Source organism: Cupriavidus sp. FW305-46, from assembly GCF_058787075.1.
The window spans coordinates 63464-80667 of record NZ_JBYSZI010000012.1 but is presented as its reverse complement, the minus strand read 5'-3'; the positions used below and the strand labels follow the sequence as shown (position 1 = coordinate 80667).

Below are 17204 nucleotides of genomic sequence, written 5' to 3'. Positions count from 1 at the left end.
CATCAAGCGCGCACAAAAAAGGGAGGGCGCCTGCCCTCCCTTTTTCGTTGCCGCAGCCGCGTCAGCCGCGCGAGCGGTCCTTGACGAACAGCGCAGTCACCATGCCCAGCACGCACAGCGCGACCACATAGTGGGCCGGCGCCAGCGAATCCTGCTTCAGCATCAGCGTGACGACCATCGGCGTCAGCCCGCCGAAGATCGCATACGACACGTTGTACGAGAATGACAGGCCCGAGAAGCGCACCTGCGCCGGGAACGCATTGACCAGCACGAACGGCACCGCGCCGATGGTGCCGACCAGGAAGCCGGTCAGCGCATAGAGCGGCAGCAGCAGGTCGGGGCGGGTGAAGAGCGTGGTGTAGAACATGTAGGCGCAGATGGCCAGCAGCAGGCCGCCGACGAACAGCGTGCGGCGCGCGCCGATGCGGTCGGCCAGTGCGCCGGAGACGACACAGCCGACCGTCAGGCACAGCGTGGCGACGCTGTTGGCGACCAGCGCCGTGCGCGCGTCAAAGCCGTACAGCTTCTGCAGGAAGGTGGGCGTCATCAGGATCACCACCACGATGCCGGCCGACAGCATCCAGGTCAGCAGCATCGACACCGCGACGCTGCCGCGGTGGTTGCGCACCACCGACTTCAGCGGCATTTCCGCGGCCAGCGCCTTGCGCTTCTGCAGTTCGGCGAAGACCGGTGTCTCATGCAGCCAGCGCCGCAGGTACATCGAGGCGATGCCGAACGCGCCGCCGATCAGGAACGGCACGCGCCAGCCGTGGTCGGCCAGCTCGGCCGGGGTGAAGACGCTGTTGATGCCGGTGGCGACCAGCGAACCCAGCAGGATGCCGGCAGTCAGCCCCGCGGTCAGTGTGCCGCAGGCATAGCCGACATGGCGCGCCGGCACGTGCTCCGATACGAACACCCAGGCGCCGGGCACTTCGCCGCCGACGGCCGCGCCTTGCAGGATGCGCAGCACCAGCAGCAGCACCGGCGCGGCCAGGCCGATCGACTGGTAGGTGGGCATCAGGCCCATCAGCAGCGTGGGCACCGACATCAGCAGGATCGACAGCGTGAACATCTTCTTGCGGCCGAGCAGGTCGCCGAAGTGAGCCATGATGATGCCGCCCAGCGGCCGGGCCAGGTAGCCGGCCGCGAAAATGCCGAAGGTTTGCAACTGGCGCAGCCAGTCCGGCACCGACGGCGGGAAGAACAGCTGCCCGATGACCGTCGCGAAAAAAACGAAGATGATGAAGTCGTAGAACTCAAGGGCGCCGCCGAGCGCGGCAAGGGCAAGGGTCTTGTAATCCTGGCCGGTCAGCGGGCGCGCGCTGGCTCGCGGCGCGCCGACACCTGCGGCGGTACTGCTGGTGGTAGACATGAATGGACTCGCATGGAAGAGATCGCATGCGAAGCGTGCAGCACGGAATACGTGATGGGTGTGGCCGGAGGGTACAGCGCAGGGGAGGCAGGCATAATGTGGCGGGTAAGCCGCAGGCTTGCGACGAAACGCTTCGCAAAGGACGTAAAGATTACCAGATCGGCCCATGCGGCGTTGAGAGGTCAATTCTGATTTCTTTGCTTTGTCCGAAACCGTTGCCATAATGTCGAAAAATGTGAAATCCGGGGCACAAACCATTGTGCAGCGCCGGAATGCGGGGTCAGATCTTCTGGAACGACATGGCTTTCAAGCAATCCATCCAGGCAGTGGCTGCCACGCCACGCGGGCGGCTGGCGACGCGCGTCGCCGGCGGCGTGGTCGCGGCGCTCGCGGTGTTTGGGCTGGCCGGGTATTTTGGCGGCCCGCCGCTGCTCAAATACCTGGTTGAAAAGAACGCGACCGAGGCGCTGGGGCGCAAGGTCACGCTGGGCAAGGCCCACGTGCGCCCGTTCGAGCTGGCGGCCACGCTGACCGATCTCACTATCTATGAGCGCGATGGCAAGACCCCCGCGCTGACGCTGGGCGAGGCCGAGGCCAATACCTCGCTGGCCTCGGTCTGGCACCTGGCGCCGGTGGTGGACAACCTCCACGTCGACCGGCTGGCCGTGCACGTGGTGCGCGGCGCCGACGGCCGCATCAGCTTTGCCGATGTCCAGGAGAAGCTTGCGGCCCTGCCGCCCAAGCCGCCCGATGCCAAGCCGGCGCGCTTTTCGGTCAACAACATCGCGGTTACCGGCAGCAGCTTCGGCTATGACGACAAGCAGCTCGGTTCCAGCCTGCGCGTCGACAACCTGACGCTGACCCTGCCGTTCCTGTCGAACCTGCCGCATGACGTCGAGATCGTGACGCGGCCCACGCTGAGCGCACGGGTCAACGGCACGCCGCTGGCGCTGGACGGCGAAGTGCTGCCGTTTGCCGATTCGCGCCAGACCCGGCTCAAGGTCAACCTTGACGGCCTGGAGGTCGCGCGGCTGATGGCGTTCGCGCCGCCGCTGCGCGATGCCGAGGTCAGGTCCGGCAAGCTCGATACGCGCCTGACCGTGGCCTTCCGCCAGCAGAAGGACACGCAGGAGATGCTGGTGATGGGCACGGCCGCGTTGCGCGATGCCGAGGTCGTCACGCGCGCCGGCCAGCCGCTGGTCAAGAGCGGCCGCCTGGCGGTGGATATCGGCAAGCTCGAGCCGCTGGCCCACCGCGCGCAGCTGCGCAGCGTGGAGATCGAGGGGCTGGGCGTGGAAGCCGCGCGGCGCGCGGATGGCTCGCTGAACCTGGCCACGGCGTTCCTGCCGCAGGCGGTCAGCAAATCCACGGATGGCGTGGCGCCCGCGCCGGCGGCTGCCCCTGCCGCCGCACCGGCGCCTGCTTCGGCGCCCGCAGCGGCCGCCGCCTCGGGGGTGCAGGCGGCGCCGGCCAAGGCGGCGCCAAAAGACGTGCCGTGGCGCTATGCGGTCGACCGCATCGTCGTCAGGCAGGCCCGGCTGGGCTTTGAAGATGCACTGGCACCGTCGGGCCCGGGCAAGCTTGCACTCGGCCCGCTCGATGCCGAGGTCAAGGGCTTTGCCGGCACCGACGGCGACAAGCCGGCCAGGATCGAGGCCACGCTGACCGTGGCCGATGGCCAGACCCTGCACCATGCCGGCGACCTGCTGCTGCGCGACGGCTCGATGGCCGGCACGCTGGAAACCACCGGCCTGCGGCCGCAGGGGTTTGCCGCATGGTGGCCGCGCGAGCTGCGCAGCCAGTTCGGCACTACCGCGGTCAATGCCGAACTGAACTACCGCATGTCGTGGGGCACGCCGCAGTTCCAGTTCGTGCTGGAAAAATCGCGGCTGGAACTGGCGCCGCTCTACGTGGCCACGCGCGATCCGGTGACGATGCCGGCGGCCGCCGCACGCGATGCCGATGCCAGTGCAAGACCCGCCGGCAACGACAATGCCGCCCCGCGCGGCGCACGCCGCGCGCGTGAGCGCGCCGCCGACCGCGAGGGCGCCAACCTGCCGCTGCTGCAGGCTGAAAAACTGGTGCTGGACGATATCCAGTTCGACCTGGCCAAGCAGACCTTCGCCACCAGCCAGGTCACCCTGGCCAAGCCGCAGCTCGCTGCCACGCGCGACCACAGCGGCGAGCTGATCGAGATGGCGCGCCTGTGGGCTACCGAATCGGCGCAGCAGGTGCGCGCCACGCCGCGCCGGAATGGAGCGGCGGCCGCACCCGCCACCAACGGCAAGCCAGCGGGTGGCGGCTGGAAGGCAGACATCGGCAAGGTCACGGTGGAAGGCGGCAGCGCCCGCCTGGCCGACTACCAGCCGGCCGGGGCCAACCGCGGCCGCCCGGTGATCCACCAGTTCCGCAATATCGCGCTGAGCACCGGCGCGGTCGCCTGGCCGCTGACGCCGGCGGCGGTGCCGCTCAAGCTGCATGCCGAATCCGGTCGCCGCGGCGTGATCGGCGTCGATGGCACGGTGTTGCCGACCGTCCCCGCCAGCCGGCTGCAGCTGGACCTGCGCGAGGTCGAGGTGAGCCCGCTCCAGCCCTACATGGCTGACCGCTTCAACGCCGCCCTGCGCACCGGCACGCTGACGGCAAAGGGCAAGCTCAATGTCGATGCGCCAACCGGCAAGCCCATCGCCGCGCAGTTCAGCGGCAACGTGCAAACCGGCAACGTGCGCACGGTGGACCGCGTCAGCGGCGAAGACTTCCTGCGCTGGCGTTCACTGGCGGTGTCGGGCATCGACTTCGCCATGGACGAGAGCAAGGGCCCGATGCGCGTGAGCCTGGGCAATGTCGCGCTGTCTGACTTCTATGCCCGCGTGATCCTGAATGCCAACGGCCGCCTGAACCTGCAGGACGTGATGGCCGGCGGCGCCGAGAAGGGCGAGGCGGCGCCATCCACCAGCCTGACGCAGGCCAACCCGGCCTCGGCGCCGGCAACGCCGCCGGTGCAGACCGGTGATACGCGCACGGCCCAGGTCGAGCAGAAGCCGGGCGGGCCCAAGCCGCAGGTGCGCATCGGCGGGGTCTCGGTCGAGAAGGGCAATATCAATTTCTCGGACTTCTTCGTCAAGCCCAACTACACGGCCAACCTGACCGGCATGAAGGGCAAGGTGTCCAAGGTGTCGTCGGGCGACCCCACGCCGGCCGACCTGGTGCTGGATGGCCGCATCGACGACGATGCGCCGGTCAATATCAGCGGCAAGCTCAATCCGCTGGGTGAGCAGCTGTTCCTGGACATTGCCGCCAAGGCCTCGGGCGTGGAACTGACGCGGCTCACGCCGTATGCGGCCAAGTACGCCGGCTACCCGATCACCAAGGGCAAGCTGACGGTGGACGTGGCCTACAAGATCGAGAACGGCAAGCTCGATGCGAGCAACCACCTGTTCCTGGACCAGCTCACCTTCGGCGAGCGCGTCGACAGCCCGGATGCGACCAAGCTGCCGGTGCTGCTGGCGGTGTCGCTGCTGAAGGACCGCAACGGCGTGATCGACGTGAACCTGCCGGTGTCGGGCTCGTTGTCGGATCCGGAGTTCAGCATCGGCGGCGTGATCGTGCGCGTGATCGTCAACCTGCTGACCAAGGCGATCACGTCGCCGTTCTCGCTGATCGCCTCGGCCTTTGGCGGCGGCGGGGGCGAGGAGCTGGGCTATGTCGAGTTCGCGCCCGGCACCGCGGCGCTGACGCCGGCGGCCAGGGACAAGATCACCAAGCTGGGCCAGGCGCTCAACGACAGGCCCGCGCTGCGGCTGGAAATCAGCGGCCGCATCGACCCGGCCACCGACGAGGCCGGCGCGCGCCGCGCGTGGCTGGATGCGCGCGTGGCCGAGCAGAAGCGGCGCGACCAGCGCGACAGCGCCCAGGCGGGCGGCGAGGCCGGCAACGACGAAGCCGGCGAGCAGGGCGCCGAGATCAAGGTCTCGAAACAGGAGTACCCGAAGTACCTGGAGCAGGTCTACAAGCGCACGTCCATGAAGAAGCCGCGCAACTTCGTCGGCTTCACCAAATCCCTGCCGCCCGAGGAAATGGAAAAGCTGCTGATGGCCAACGCCACGGTCACCGAGGCCGACCTGAAGCGCCTGGCCGAGCAACGCGCACTGGTGGTCAAGCAGTCGCTCGAACGCGAGGGCAAGGTGCCGGAGAGCCGGCTGTTCCTGACCGCGCCCAAGCTCAGCGCCGAGGGCATCAAGGACAAGGGCGCGCCCAGCCGCGTGGACTTCTCCATTCGCGGCTAGCCCGGGTGGCGGCGCCGCACGGCGCGGTGCCGCCACGGGCCCGGCCCGGAAAACCGGTATGATTCGGCCCGGACAATCCGTTCCATAGCCGATTCAGGAGTGTGTTTTGCAGCAGGATCAATTGGAAGCCGCCGTCGCCTACAAGACCTGGGTGTGCGTGATCTGCGGCTGGGTCTACGACGAAGAACACGGCTGGCCGGAAGACGGCATCGCCCCCGGCACGCGCTGGGAAGACATCCCCGAGGACTGGCGCTGCCCGGAATGCGATGTCGGCAAGGCCGAATTCGCCATGATCGAGCTGTAACGCCGCACGCACTTTCTTGTCCGGCCGACCCATGCGGGCTCAGCCCCGGGCTTGCGCCAGCATGGCGGCAAGCAGCACATTGGCGCCCGCCTCGAGATGCTCGGGCCTGGCGTCCTCGATCTCGTTATGGCTGATGCCGTCCTTGCACGGCACGAAGATCATCGCCGTCGGCGCCACCCTGGCCAGGTAGACCGCGTCGTGGCCAGCGCCGGTGACGATGTCGCAATGCGCGTAGCCACGCGCCGCGGCCGCGTGCCGGACATGCGCCACAAGCTCGGGCGCGAAGGGCGTCGGCTCGAAGCGCTGGATCGCTTCGACTTCCACCGCCAGCGCGGCACCTGTGGTGCTGCCGCTGGCCAGCGCCGCGCACGCTGCGCGCAGCCTTGCTTCCATCCGGTCGAGCTGGCCGCCATCGAGATGGCGAAGGTCGACGCTGAACTGCACCCGCCCCGGGATGACGTTGCGTGAAGACGGGTGGACATTGACCACCCCGACCGTCCCCCGGCCATGGGGCGCAAAGTCGTTCGCGATCTTCGCCACTTCCTGGAACAGCAACGACGCGCCATGCAGGGCGTCCCGGCGCAGCGGCATGGGGGTGGGGCCGGCATGCGCCTCCATGCCCGTCACCGTGACGTCATACCAGCGCAGGCCAAGCGACCCCGTCACCACGCCGATGACCTTGTCCTCGGCCTCGAGGATCGGGCCTTGCTCGATATGCGCCTCGAAGTACGCGCCAACCTTGTTGCCGACCGGCGCGGTGCCCGCATAGCCGATCGCCGCGAGTTCGCCGGCAACGGACTTGCCGGCGTTGTCGGTTGCCGTCAAAGCGGTGGCTTCGGGGAAAACGCCGGCGAACACGCCCGATCCCATCATCACCGGCACGAAGCGCGCGCCTTCCTCATTGGTCCAGATCGCCAGCTCCAGCGGCGCCTCGGTGGTCACGCCGTGCTGGTTGAGCGTGCGCATGACTTCCAGCCCGGCCATCACGCCATAGCATCCGTCGAACTTGCCGCCGGTGGGCTGGGGGTGTCGATATGGCTGCCGGTCATGACCGGGGCAAGCGCGTCGTTGCGGCCCGCCCGGCGCCCGAAGATATTGCCCACGCGGTCGATGCGCACTGTCAGTCCGGCATCTCGCATCCAGCCGGTGACGAGGTCGCGCGCCTGCCCGTCCAGCGCGGTCAGGGCCAGGCGCGCATTGCCGCCCCTGGGCGTGGCGCCGATCCGCGCCAGGTCCATCAGCGCTTGCCACAGGCGTTCGCCATTGATCGTGATTGCGTTCATACGCCCGTCCCTGGCTGTTGGATGCCGCCGAAGAAGGCCGTTGCATTGGCGGCGAGCGAATCGAGGTGGTAGCCGCCTTCCTGCACGATCAGCGTGGGCAGGCCCAGTGCCGCAACGGCGCGGCCGAGGCGGCCGAAGCCGGCGGTGGACACGTCCACCAGCGACTGCGGATCCTCGCGGTAGATGTCGAAGCCGAGCGACAGCACCAGCGCGTCCGCCTGGAAGCGTTCGATGGCGCCGCGCGCCGTGTCCAGCTTGTCGAAGAAGACGGACTCGGGCGAACGGTGCGGCATCGGCAGGTTGAGGTTGTGGCCGGTGCCAGCGCCGCGGCCGTGCTCATCGTCGAAGCCCGCGACCACCGGATAGAAATTGGTCGGGTCGCCGTGGATCGACACGTAGAGCACATCGGCCCGGTCGTAGAAGATCTCCTGGATGCCCTGGCCGTGGTGCATGTCGGTATCGAGGATGGCCACGCGGCCAAAGCGCGCGCGCAGGGCCTGGGCGGCGATCGCGGCATTGTTCAGGTAGCAGAAGCCGCCCGCCGCGTCGCGCCGGGCATGATGGCCTGGCGGCCGGCACAAGGCGTAGGCGCGGCGTGCGCCGTCCAGCAGCGCGCGGGCGCCGGCCAGCGCGCTCTGCGCCGACCAGTAGGCCGAGCGCCAGGTGTTCAGGCCCACCGGGCAGCTGCCGTCGGCGAGATAGCGCGCGGCCTGCGCCAGCACGCCGCGCAGGGCGTTGGGCTCGCGCACGAAGATATTGGACATGACCTCGTCGCCCCAGTCCTCCGGCAGCTCGCGCCAGCTGGCATGGGCGTCCTGCAGGAACTGCAGGTAAGGCTGGTCGTGCACCGCGGCGAGCGGCGCGAGGCCGTGGTCGGCGGGGGCGTGGAGCGCGAAGCCAAGCGCCTCTGCCGCCTGCACCAGCCGCTGCGCCCGCGCGGGCAGCTCCTGCGGCGAGCGCATCCTGCCGCGCGAGTAGTAGCTCTGCGGATGGTGCAGCAATTGCTCGGGATGGAAAAACGTCAGCATGGGGTTTGCAATGTCCGTGGAAAGGCGTCAGGCCTGCGCGGCTTGCGCGGCCGGTTGTGGTTGCTGGCGCTGGCGTGCATCGATGCCGGCGATGCACAGCAGCGACACGCCGGCCAGCAAGGTGTAGAACACCGCCAGCGGCCACCATTGGCCCTGGAAGCGCTGCGCGAGGATGGTCCCCACCAGCGGTGTCAGCCCGCCCGCCACCGCGCCGCAGACCTGGTAGGACAACGAGATCGCCGAGTAGCGCACGCGCGTTTCGAAGACACCGCTGACAAAGCCCGCGATCACCGAATAGAAGCTCGCCATGCATACCACCGCCAGCGCGATGCCGAGCACGATGGCCGGCGCCTGGCGCGTCTGCACCAGCAGGAACATCGGATAGGGTGAAGCCATCGCCAGCAGCGCGGCCAGCTTGAGGAAGCGCGCGCCGCCAAGCTTCTCTGCCAGCCAGGCGGCCAGCGGCTGCGCCAGGAACTGGATGATGGCGACGGCGAACAGGCAGTCGAGGATCAGCGTCCTGGGCAGCGACAGGTATTGCGTGGTGTAGGCGATCATGAAGGTGTTGGTGAAGTACACCCCCGCAATGCCGATGGTATTGGCGCCGATGCACAGCAGCACCGGCACGCGGGCCGTGCGCCAGACCTCGGCAAGCGGCAGCCTGGCGGTCTTGCGCTGCGCCTGCACCTGCGCGAACTCGGGCGATTCATTCACGCCCAGCCGGATCACCACGCCCACCAGCAGCAGCGCCGCGCTGGTCAGGAATGGCAGGCGCCAGCCCCAGTCCATGAACACGTCGTGCTCCATCGACGTGACCGCGCGGAAAGCCAGCAGCGACAGGATCAGGCCGGCCGGGCTGCCGAGCTGCGCGAACGAGGCGAAAAAGGTGTGGCGGCCCTTGGGGGCATGCTCGCCCGCCATCAGCACCGCGCCGCCCCATTCGCCGCCCACGGCGATGCCCTGCACCACGCGCAGCAGCACCAGCAACACCGGCGCGACCGCGCCCGCGGTGGCGTAGGTCGGCAGCAGGCCGATGCCGATGGTGGCCACGCCCATCATCATGAGCGTGATCATCAGCGCCTGCTTGCGGCCGATGCGGTCGCCCCAGTGGCCGAACACGATGCCGCCGAGCGGACGGGCAAAGAACCCGACCGCGAAGGTGCCGAATGACGCCAGCGTGCTCAGGAAGGGATCGCCGCCGGGAAAGAACAACGGGCCGAACACCAGCGCGGCCGCGGTGGCGTAGATGTAGAAGTCGTACCACTCGATCATGGTGCCGACAAAGGCGGCGGTGGCGGCGCGCACGGGCTGGCGCGTGCCGGAAGGGGACACTTGCATGGACTGGCTCCTCACTATGTTTGTGCCGCTGCATCAGGGGCAGCTGTGGGAGGAGTTATCGCGCGTTGACAAATATCAGTCAAATTTCTATTATTTATTTTTCATATAATTTTAATTTATACGGTGGCGTGATGGAGCGTTCTGCCCTGGACCGGGCCCTGCTGACCGACCGGCTCGACTGGAACCTGCTGCGCACCTTCCTGACCATCGTCCACGAGCGCAGCCTGAGCCGCGCCGCAGTGCGGCTGCATATCACCCAGCCGGCGGTGAGCCTGGCCTTGCGCCGGCTCGAAGAGCACCTGGGACACACGCTGATCGAGCGGCGCGGCAGCAATTTCCGCCTGACCCGGGCCGGCGAAGAAGTGCTGCGCATCGCCACCGACGTCTATGGCAGCGTGGCGCGGCTGGGGGCTGAACTGGCGGAGCAGCAGGACGAAGTCAGCGGCCTGCTGCGGCTGCTGACCGTGAGCCGGATCCATTCCGGCGTCTATGACGAATGCCTGGCCGCGTTCCATCGGCAGCATCCGCGCGTCACGCTGCAGGTGGACGTGATGCGCAGCACCGAGATTGCGGACGCGCTCGCGCAGAAGGCTGGCGGCGTGGGCCTGAGCCTGTACCGGCAGCCGGGCCGGCAGTCGGGCGACGGGTTTGAGCACATGCTGTTCCTGCGCCAGCGCTATGCCATCTTCTGCGGGCGCCATCACCGGCTGTTCGGGCGCACCGGGCTGGCCATTGCCGACCTGCTGGCCGAGACCTTCGTCTCGTTCAGCAGCGACCAGCTTGGCGACGTGCTGGCGCCATTGGCCGTATTCCGCGACCAGCACGGCTTTTCCGGCCAGATCGTCGCGACCTCGCCCAGCCTCGATGAAATCCGGCGGCTGGTGTTCGCGGGCTATGGCATTGGCTGCCTGCCCGAACATATCGTTGCCGACGATGTCGCCCAGCAACGGCTGTGGCGCCTGCCGCCCGAAGAGGGCGTGGCCGATATCGACATGTACCTGCTGTGGAATCCGGAGCGGCGCCAGACGCCGGCCGAGGCCGCGTTCATCGAGCACTTCCGCCACTACGTGGCGCGCTATTCGCTGATGGAGCGGCTGGGAGAGTCAGTGAACGCGCCGCTGGCGGCGTTGCGCGCGCCGACGGCGTGACGGACTACTGCCCGGTTCGCGTACCGGGCAATGTGCAAGAGAAGGCTTGTTGGGGCTAGCCGTGCCGTCGCAGCGTATGCCGGCACAGCCCGGCGCGTTGCCGTTGTGCAGCGCAACGCCGGTAGCGCATCCGGTACGGATGGCTGCAGCGCCAGATGGCCCGCAAGACGGTAATGAACAGCAGCGCCGCCATGACGGCAGCAAGCAGGCCGATCGACATAACGGCCCTCCTCCCCAAAAACCGTCTGTCCGACCTCTGGGGGTCAGATCAGCAGCGGCAATGCCTCTAGCACCAACACCGCAACCAGTGCGCCGATCAGGGCGCCCATGGTCCGGCAACTGATGCGCAGGTATTTGGCGGTCACCGGGATCGAACCCATGGCGATCACGCCTACCAGCGCCATCGGAATCAGGAATACAAGATCATGCGCGGTGAAGTGCATGGCGGTCTCCTGTCTCTCTTTTGTGATTCCAGTATAGGCAGTGTGTGCCCGATGCATGGCTGCGCGCATCGGGATTGTCCCGAACCCGCGAGATGCGGATGCCACCCAGGTACCGATGCGCGCACTTATGACGGTTCAGGCGTTGCGCTGCGTACGCATGCCCCACGTTTTTCGCCATGCGAACCCCGAAGCGGGAAACACGTGTCCTATGCTGATCAGAGACGCGGGGCCCCGTTCCCATTCAAGTCCAATGCCCCGCGGACCGAGAGAGACGGAGGTGGCTATGGAACTTCACATGCAATCGCACCACTACGTGCGGCGGCAGCCGGACTGGACCGCGGCAGCGGTCTCGGGGCTGGCGGCCGGGGCGTTGCTGCTGGTGCTGGAGCTGTTCTGGTCGTCGATGGTGTCGGGCGTGAACCCGTGGATCGCCACGCGCATGATCGCCGGGATCCTGATGGGCCAGGACGTGCTGCAGAGCGCAACGTTTACCGTCGGCACGGTGGCCGCGGCGCTGGTGATCCATTTCGTGCTGGGCGCCGTGCTGGGCATGATCCTGGCGGCCATCATCGCGCCATTCACGCTGGATTCGAGCCTGGGCATGGCAATGCTGGCGGGTGCCGTGTTTGGCATGGTGGTGTACTTCTTCAATTTCTATGTGATGACGCTGGCCTTCCACTGGTTTGTCGAGGTGCGCGGGTGGCATACCTTCATCGGGCATCTGATCTTCGGGATGGCCGCGGCGGCATGCTACTGGAAGCTGGAGAGCAAGGACGTATCGCACTGACAGCGCTTCGGGGCAGGGCGCGGCGAGCGCCGGCTCATGACGGTTGCGTTGCGCGCGCCAGCCCTTGGGCGGGTACGCGCGCAAGGCCTGCGGCGGCCGGAACCAGGGGTTCCCGCCGCCGCTTTTTCTCGCACTGCGCGCTTGTGCAGTGCGACACCAATGCATTGGCATGTCGCCTTGCAGTGACCTGACGGCATGCACTAGTCTTATGTCTACCTGCGTGACTTGCGCATCCCTCGCCGCGCGCGAGGAGGAGGGTGGATATGGCGTTGGCCATCGCACTCGTAGTCATGGTCGTCGCTTCGGTGCTCTTCCATTTCATGAGCCCGTGGTGGGCGACCCCGCTGGCGTCCAACTGGCAGCAGATGGACGACACGCTGACCATTACCCTGGTCATCACCGGCATTTTCTTCATCGGCATCAACCTGTTTGTCGGCTACATCGTCTGGCGCTTCCGGCATGAGGCGCCGCATCCCAATGGCGGCACCGGCCACCGCGCGTCCTACCACCCGGAGAACAGCAAGCTCGAACTGTGGCTGATCGGCGGCACCACGCTGGGCGTGGTGCTGCTGCTGGCGCCGGGCCTGTTCGTCTATGCCGACTACGTGCGCCCGCCGCGCGAAGCGATGGTAATGGAAGTGGTGGGGCAGCAGTGGTCCTGGGCCTTCCGCTTTCCCGGCAAGAGCGGCCAGCTGGGTGCTTCCGATGCGCGCTTTGTCACCGGTGCGAATCCGCTCGGGCTGGACCCCGACGATCCGCGCGGCCTGGACAATATCGTGATCGTCGGACCGGAGGTGCACCTGCCGCTGAACAAGCCGGTCAAGGTGCTGTTGCGCTCCAAGGACGTGCTGCATGACTTCTACGTGCCGCCGTTCCGCGCGCGCATGAACATGGTGCCGGGCATGGTGACGTCGTTCTGGTTCACGCCGACGCAGGCGGGGCGCTTCGATATCCTGTGCGCGCAGCTGTGCGGCGTGGGGCACTACAACATGCGCGGCACGGTGGTGGTGGAAGAACCGGCTGCGTACGAGGCATGGCTGGCCAGGCAGCAGACCTTTGCCATGACGCTGGCGAAGGCCGCGGCACCGCCGGCGGCAATGGCCGCTGCCGCACCCGGCGCCGCGGGCGACGCCGGCACCGTCGAGAAGGGACGCGCGCTGGCGCAGAGCAAGGGCTGCGTCGGCTGCCACAGCATCGACGGCAATCCGGGCGTGGGGCCGACCTGGAAGGGCCTGTACGGCAAGACCGAGACCTTTGCCGACGGCAGCAGCGCCAAGGTGGACGATGCGTTCCTGCACAAGGAGATCACCGACCCCAATGCGCGCCTGATCAAAGGCTTCGGGCCGGTGATGCCGAAGCTACCGATGAGCGAGGATGAGGTCGCGGCGCTGACCGCCTATATCAAGTCGGCCGCCAGCGGCGCGGCGGAAGCCGGCACGGTGGCGCCGGTGGCGCCCGCGGACGTGCCCGCCGGCCCGGCTGCCGCGACCAGCGCCGCCACCACGGCAACCGCTGGCTCTGGGGCGCCCGCTGCCACGCCCGGGGCCGCGTCCGGCACCTATACGACTTCGACGGCCGTGGCCGTGCCGCCCTCGGCGGCACCCGCGCCCGCCAGGAAGTGAGGAGACCCGCATGGCTTATGCCGACGATGCCGCCCATCACGCGCCGCAGAGCTTCTGGACCCGCTATGTCTGGAGCCAGGACCACAAGGTGATCGCCGTGCAGTACACCCTCGTGGCGATCGTGGTGGGCCTGGTGGGCGTGGCGCTGTCCAACCTGATGCGCATGCAGCTTGGCTTCCCGGGGCGCTTCGAGTTCATCGACGCCAACCGCTACTACCAGTTCGTCACCATGCACGGCATGATCATGGTGATCTACCTGCTGACCGCGCTGTTCCTGGGCGGCTTCGGCAACTACCTGATCCCGCTGATGGTGGGGGCGCGCGACATGGTGTTCCCCTTCCTCAACATGCTCAGCTTCTGGGTCTACCTGCTGTCGGTGATCGTGCTGCTGGCCAGCTTCTTCGTGCCCGGCGGGCCCACCGGCGCGGGCTGGACGCTATACCCGCCGCAGGCCATCCTGCCCGGCACCCCGGGCCATGACTGGGGCATCATCCTGATGCTGGTGTCGCTGGCGATCTTTATCGTCGCGGCCACCATGGGCGGCCTCAACTACGTCACCACCGTGCTGCAGGCGCGCACGGAAGGGATGACGCTGCTGCGCATGCCGCTGTCGGTATGGGGCATCTTCATGGCCACCATCCTGGCGCTGCTGGCGTTCCCGGCGCTGTTCGTGTCGGCGGTGATGATGCTGCTGGACAAGACCCTCGGCACCAGCTTCTTCATGCCGGCGATGGTGTCGATGGGGCAGCAGCTGCAGTACAAGGGCGGCAGCCCGCTGCTGTTCCAGCACCTGTTCTGGTTCTTCGGCCACCCCGAGGTGTATATCGTCGCGCTGCCGGCCTTCGGCATCGTCTCGGACCTGGTCAGCGTGCATTCGCGCAAGAGCATCTTCGGCTACCGCACCATGGTGTGGGCAATCCTGGCGATCGGGGTGCTGTCGGTGGTGGTGTGGGCCCACCACATGTTCGTCAGCGGCATGAACCCATACTTCGGCTTCTTCTTTGCCACCACCACGCTGATCATCGCCATCCCCACCGCGATCAAGGTCTACAACTGGGTCATCACGCTATGGCGCGGCGATATTCATTTCACCGTGCCGATGCTGTTCGCGATTGCTTTCATCAGCACCTTCGTCATCGGTGGCCTGACCGGGCTGTTCCTGGGCAATGTCAGCGTGGATATCCCGCTGTCCAACACCTACTTCGTGGTGGCGCACTTCCATATGGTGATGGGCGTGTCGCCGATCCTGGTGGTGTTCGGCGGCCTCTACCACTGGTACCCGAAGGTCACTGGCCGGATGCTGGACGACAGCATGGGCCGGATCCATTTCTGGGTCACCTTCGTCGGCACCTACGCCATCTTCTTCCCGATGCACTACCTGGGCGTGCTGGGCATGCCGCGCCGCTACTACGCCTACGAGAACTACGCCTTTATCCCGGAGTCGGCGCATGTGATGAACATGTACATCTCGGTGGCCGCCTTCATCGTCGCCACGGCGCAGCTGCTCTTTGTCTTCAACCTGGTGTGGAGCCTGTGGCATGGCCGCAAGGCCGACGCCAACCCGTGGCGCGCGGCCTCGCTGGAATGGCAGACGCCGCAGACGCCGCCCGCGCACGGCAACTGGGGGCCGCACCTGCCGGTGGTGTACCGCTGGGCCTATGCCTACAGCGTGCCGGGCGCGCGCGAGGACTTTATCGCGCAGAACGCGCCGCCGGAAGAGGGCGGCGCCGAGCCTGAACCGCATGCCAGCCGCGGAGCCGTCGCATGAACGCCGAAGCCCTGTACAAGGTCAGCCGCGACGATTTCGGCGGCAACCCGTCCGACGAGAATGCCGCCAACCACCGGCCGCAAGGGCGCGCTCCCGCAAGCATCGGCCTGTGGGTGTTCATGGGCGTGGTGACCTCGCTGTTTGCGCTGTTCCTGACCGCCTATGCGCTGCGCATGGACAGCCCGGACTGGCACCGCATCGGGCTGCCCTGGCAGGTGTGGCTGTCCACCGCGCTGCTGGCCGCGGGCAGCGTGGCGATGGCGGTGTCGTCGCGCGCCGCGGGCCGGGGCGAGATGGCCGTGGCCAGGCAGGCGCTGCGCCTGGGCGGTCTGGGCGCGGCCGGCTTCGTCGCCTCGCAGCTGTGGGCCTGGCAGGCACTGGGCGCGATGCAGGTGATGCCTGCCGGCAACCCGGCCGGCAGCTTCTTCTACCTGCTGACCGCGATGCACGGCCTGCACGTGCTGGGCGGCCTGGCCGGCTGGGGCTTTGCCATGTCGTCACGCGGCAGCGGCGAGGCCGCGGTGCTGCGCATGCGGCTGTGCGCGCGCTACTGGCATTTCCTGCTGGCGGTATGGGTGGTGCTGCTGGCGGCGCTGGGGTGGCTCACGCCCGAACTGGTGCGCTATATCTGCGGCACGGCCTAGCGGCGGCGGCAGCAAGGAGGACCGGCATGTCAACGCAACTGTCTTCGCCATCGGGCCCACCCGGCGTGGCGTCCGCGCCCCCGGTGGGCGGCGTGCGCGGCCTGCTGGCCGACTGGTCGTCGGACCAGCAGGCCTTCAAGGTGTCGTGGGGCAAGGCCATGATGTGGATCTTCCTGCTGTCCGACACCTTCGTCTTCAGCTGCTTCCTGACCGGCTACATGACCGTGCGCATGTCGACCACGGTGCCGTGGCCCAATCCCAGCGAGGTGTTCGCGCTGCACGTGGGTGGCGCCGACATCCCGTTGCTGCTGATCGCCATCATGACCTTCGTGCTGATCACCAGCAGCGGCACCATGGCGATGGCGGTCAACTTTGCCTACCGGCGCGCGCGCCGCGAGTGCGCCATCCTGATGTTCGTCACCGCGCTGTTCGGCGTCATGTTCGTCGGCATGCAGGCCTTCGAATGGACCAAGCTGATCGTGGACGAGGGCGTGCGTCCGTGGACCAACCCGATGGGGGCGGCGCAGTTCGGCTCGACCTTCTTCATGATCACGGGCTTCCACGGGCTGCATGTGTCGTGCGGCGTGGTGTACCTGCTGATCGTGGCCACGCGCGTGCTGCGCGGGCGCTACGAGGCCACCGGCAACTACCAGATCGTGGAGATCGCGGGCCTGTACTGGCACTTCGTTGACCTGGTCTGGGTCTTTATCTTTGCGTTGTTCTATCTCTGGTGACGGCCATGGCATCGAATCCGGCAACTCCCGCAACCCCGGTGACGCCAGCGCATGGCTCCGGCAACGATGCCGGGCATGCCGCGCACTCCGGCCAGCAGCATCCCATCGGGCTGTACCTGAAGATCTGGCTGCTGCTGTTCGTGCTGTCGACGCTGTCGTACCTGGTCGACTATTTCCATGTCACCGGCTACCTGCGCTGGACGCTGATCCTGGTGTTCATGGGGCTGAAGGCGGGGCTGATCGTGGCAGTGTTCATGCACATGGCATGGGAGCGCATGGCGCTGATCTGCGCCATCCTGGTACCGCCGCTGTGCTTGCTGGTGCTGGTCTGGCTGATGGCGGAAGAAGCGAATCATACGTTCCTGACGCGCGGCATCTTCTTCCGCTGACGGGGAGGCGCCGCCGGCCCCGGGGAGGGAGCCGGCGGCAAGCCGCCTTGCACCGCGC

General features: G+C 67.5%; 14 protein-coding genes and 1 pseudogene. 9 read left to right on the top strand and 6 right to left on the bottom strand.

The features are described from left to right. Positions 1-61: 61 nt before the first annotated feature. Positions 62-1372, bottom strand: a complete 1311-nt coding sequence (locus AC3WON_RS08365) for an MFS transporter (RefSeq protein WP_492351593.1) — start codon at positions 1370-1372, stop codon at positions 62-64. Positions 1373-1644: 272 nt separating this feature from the next. Between AC3WON_RS08365 and AC3WON_RS08360 the strand changes: the two genes are divergently transcribed. Together AC3WON_RS08360 and AC3WON_RS08355 are read left to right on the top strand one after the other, a co-directional pair. Further along, the gene (locus tag AC3WON_RS08360) at positions 1645-5658 is read left to right on the top strand and encodes a DUF748 domain-containing protein (protein WP_492351592.1); all 4014 of its coding nucleotides are present in this window, start codon (positions 1645-1647) and stop codon (positions 5656-5658) included. A gap of 106 nt (positions 5659-5764) precedes the next feature. Then, positions 5765-5962 carry a rubredoxin gene (locus AC3WON_RS08355; protein WP_492351591.1) on the top strand — a complete coding sequence of 66 codons (198 nt, stop codon included), beginning with the start codon at positions 5765-5767 and terminating at the stop codon, positions 5960-5962. Positions 5963-6001: 39 nt separating this feature from the next. On the opposite strand, the pseudogene AC3WON_RS08350 reads toward AC3WON_RS08355, so the two are convergent. The 3 genes and pseudogenes from AC3WON_RS08350 to AC3WON_RS08340 form a co-directional block, all read right to left on the bottom strand. Next, positions 6002-7245 (bottom strand): annotated as a pseudogene (locus tag AC3WON_RS08350) (Zn-dependent hydrolase). Continuing rightward, the gene (locus AC3WON_RS08345) at positions 7242-8273 is read right to left on the bottom strand and encodes a histone deacetylase family protein (RefSeq protein ID WP_492351590.1); all 1032 of its coding nucleotides are present in this window, start codon (positions 8271-8273) and stop codon (positions 7242-7244) included. Before AC3WON_RS08345 ends, AC3WON_RS08350 begins: the two are co-directional and overlap by 4 nt. 27 nt (positions 8274-8300) lie before the next feature. After that, the gene (locus AC3WON_RS08340; RefSeq protein ID WP_492351589.1) at positions 8301-9611 is read right to left on the bottom strand and encodes an MFS transporter; all 1311 of its coding nucleotides are present in this window, start codon (positions 9609-9611) and stop codon (positions 8301-8303) included. Positions 9612-9742: 131 nt separating this feature from the next. On the opposite strand from AC3WON_RS08340, the gene AC3WON_RS08335 reads away from it, so the two are divergent. Then, positions 9743-10759, top strand: a complete 1017-nt coding sequence (locus AC3WON_RS08335; protein ID WP_492351588.1) for a LysR family transcriptional regulator — start codon at positions 9743-9745, stop codon at positions 10757-10759. A 55-nt stretch (positions 10760-10814) separates the two neighbouring features. Here the strand turns inward: AC3WON_RS08335 and AC3WON_RS08330 are convergent, their stop codons facing one another. Both AC3WON_RS08330 and AC3WON_RS08325 read right to left on the bottom strand, forming a co-directional pair. Continuing rightward, complete coding sequence (locus AC3WON_RS08330; RefSeq protein ID WP_010811070.1) at positions 10815-10979, bottom strand: hypothetical protein; 165 nt, start codon at positions 10977-10979, stop codon at positions 10815-10817. Positions 10980-11022: 43 nt separating this feature from the next. Then, positions 11023-11202, bottom strand: a complete 180-nt coding sequence (locus tag AC3WON_RS08325) for a hypothetical protein (RefSeq protein WP_010811071.1) — start codon at positions 11200-11202, stop codon at positions 11023-11025. Between the two features lie 283 nt (positions 11203-11485). On the opposite strand from AC3WON_RS08325, the gene AC3WON_RS08320 reads away from it, so the two are divergent. From AC3WON_RS08320 to AC3WON_RS08295, 6 genes are all read left to right on the top strand, one after another. After that, positions 11486-11989: a membrane protein gene (locus AC3WON_RS08320; RefSeq protein WP_011617622.1), complete on the top strand. Its 504-nt coding sequence runs from the start codon at positions 11486-11488 to the stop codon at positions 11987-11989. 263 nt (positions 11990-12252) lie between these two features. Beyond that, positions 12253-13611 carry a c-type cytochrome gene (locus tag AC3WON_RS08315; protein ID WP_492351587.1) on the top strand — a complete coding sequence of 453 codons (1359 nt, stop codon included), beginning with the start codon at positions 12253-12255 and terminating at the stop codon, positions 13609-13611. A 10-nt stretch (positions 13612-13621) separates the two neighbouring features. Further along, positions 13622-15379, top strand: coding sequence for a cytochrome c oxidase subunit I (gene ctaD, locus AC3WON_RS08310; RefSeq protein WP_492351586.1), 1758 nt, complete (start codon positions 13622-13624; stop codon positions 15377-15379). After that, the gene (locus tag AC3WON_RS08305) at positions 15376-16023 is read left to right on the top strand and encodes a bb3-type cytochrome oxidase subunit III (protein ID WP_492317300.1); all 648 of its coding nucleotides are present in this window, start codon (positions 15376-15378) and stop codon (positions 16021-16023) included. The genes ctaD and AC3WON_RS08305 overlap by 4 nt, the downstream gene beginning before the upstream one ends. Before the next feature lie 26 nt (positions 16024-16049). Next, positions 16050-16757 carry a heme-copper oxidase subunit III family protein gene (locus AC3WON_RS08300; protein WP_492351585.1) on the top strand — a complete coding sequence of 236 codons (708 nt, stop codon included), beginning with the start codon at positions 16050-16052 and terminating at the stop codon, positions 16755-16757. Between the two features lie 5 nt (positions 16758-16762). Then, complete coding sequence (locus AC3WON_RS08295; RefSeq protein WP_010811077.1) at positions 16763-17146, top strand: cytochrome C oxidase subunit IV family protein; 384 nt, start codon at positions 16763-16765, stop codon at positions 17144-17146. Positions 17147-17204 lie beyond the last annotated feature (58 nt).

Bases quoted from the DNA above. Each gene is read 5' to 3' on its own strand.
- AC3WON_RS08365 (WP_492351593.1), bottom strand. From the start codon at position 1,372: ATGTCTACCACCAGCAGTACCGCCGCAGGTGTCGGCGCGCCGCGAGCC.
- AC3WON_RS08360 (WP_492351592.1), top strand. From the start codon at position 1,645: ATGCGGGGTCAGATCTTCTGGAACGACATGGCTTTCAAGCAATCCATC.
- AC3WON_RS08345 (WP_492351590.1), bottom strand. From the start codon at position 8,273: ATGCTGACGTTTTTCCATCCCGAGCAATTGCTGCACCATCCGCAGAGC.
- AC3WON_RS08340 (WP_492351589.1), bottom strand. From the start codon at position 9,611: ATGCAAGTGTCCCCTTCCGGCACGCGCCAGCCCGTGCGCGCCGCCACC.
- AC3WON_RS08335 (WP_492351588.1), top strand. From the start codon at position 9,743: ATGGAGCGTTCTGCCCTGGACCGGGCCCTGCTGACCGACCGGCTCGAC.
- AC3WON_RS08330 (WP_010811070.1), bottom strand. From the start codon at position 10,979: ATGTCGATCGGCCTGCTTGCTGCCGTCATGGCGGCGCTGCTGTTCATT.
- AC3WON_RS08325 (WP_010811071.1), bottom strand. From the start codon at position 11,202: ATGCACTTCACCGCGCATGATCTTGTATTCCTGATTCCGATGGCGCTG.
- AC3WON_RS08320 (WP_011617622.1), top strand. From the start codon at position 11,486: ATGGAACTTCACATGCAATCGCACCACTACGTGCGGCGGCAGCCGGAC.
- AC3WON_RS08315 (WP_492351587.1), top strand. From the start codon at position 12,253: ATGGCGTTGGCCATCGCACTCGTAGTCATGGTCGTCGCTTCGGTGCTC.
- ctaD (WP_492351586.1), top strand. From the start codon at position 13,622: ATGGCTTATGCCGACGATGCCGCCCATCACGCGCCGCAGAGCTTCTGG.
- AC3WON_RS08305 (WP_492317300.1), top strand. From the start codon at position 15,376: ATGAACGCCGAAGCCCTGTACAAGGTCAGCCGCGACGATTTCGGCGGC.
- AC3WON_RS08300 (WP_492351585.1), top strand. From the start codon at position 16,050: ATGTCAACGCAACTGTCTTCGCCATCGGGCCCACCCGGCGTGGCGTCC.
- AC3WON_RS08295 (WP_010811077.1), top strand. From the start codon at position 16,763: ATGGCATCGAATCCGGCAACTCCCGCAACCCCGGTGACGCCAGCGCAT.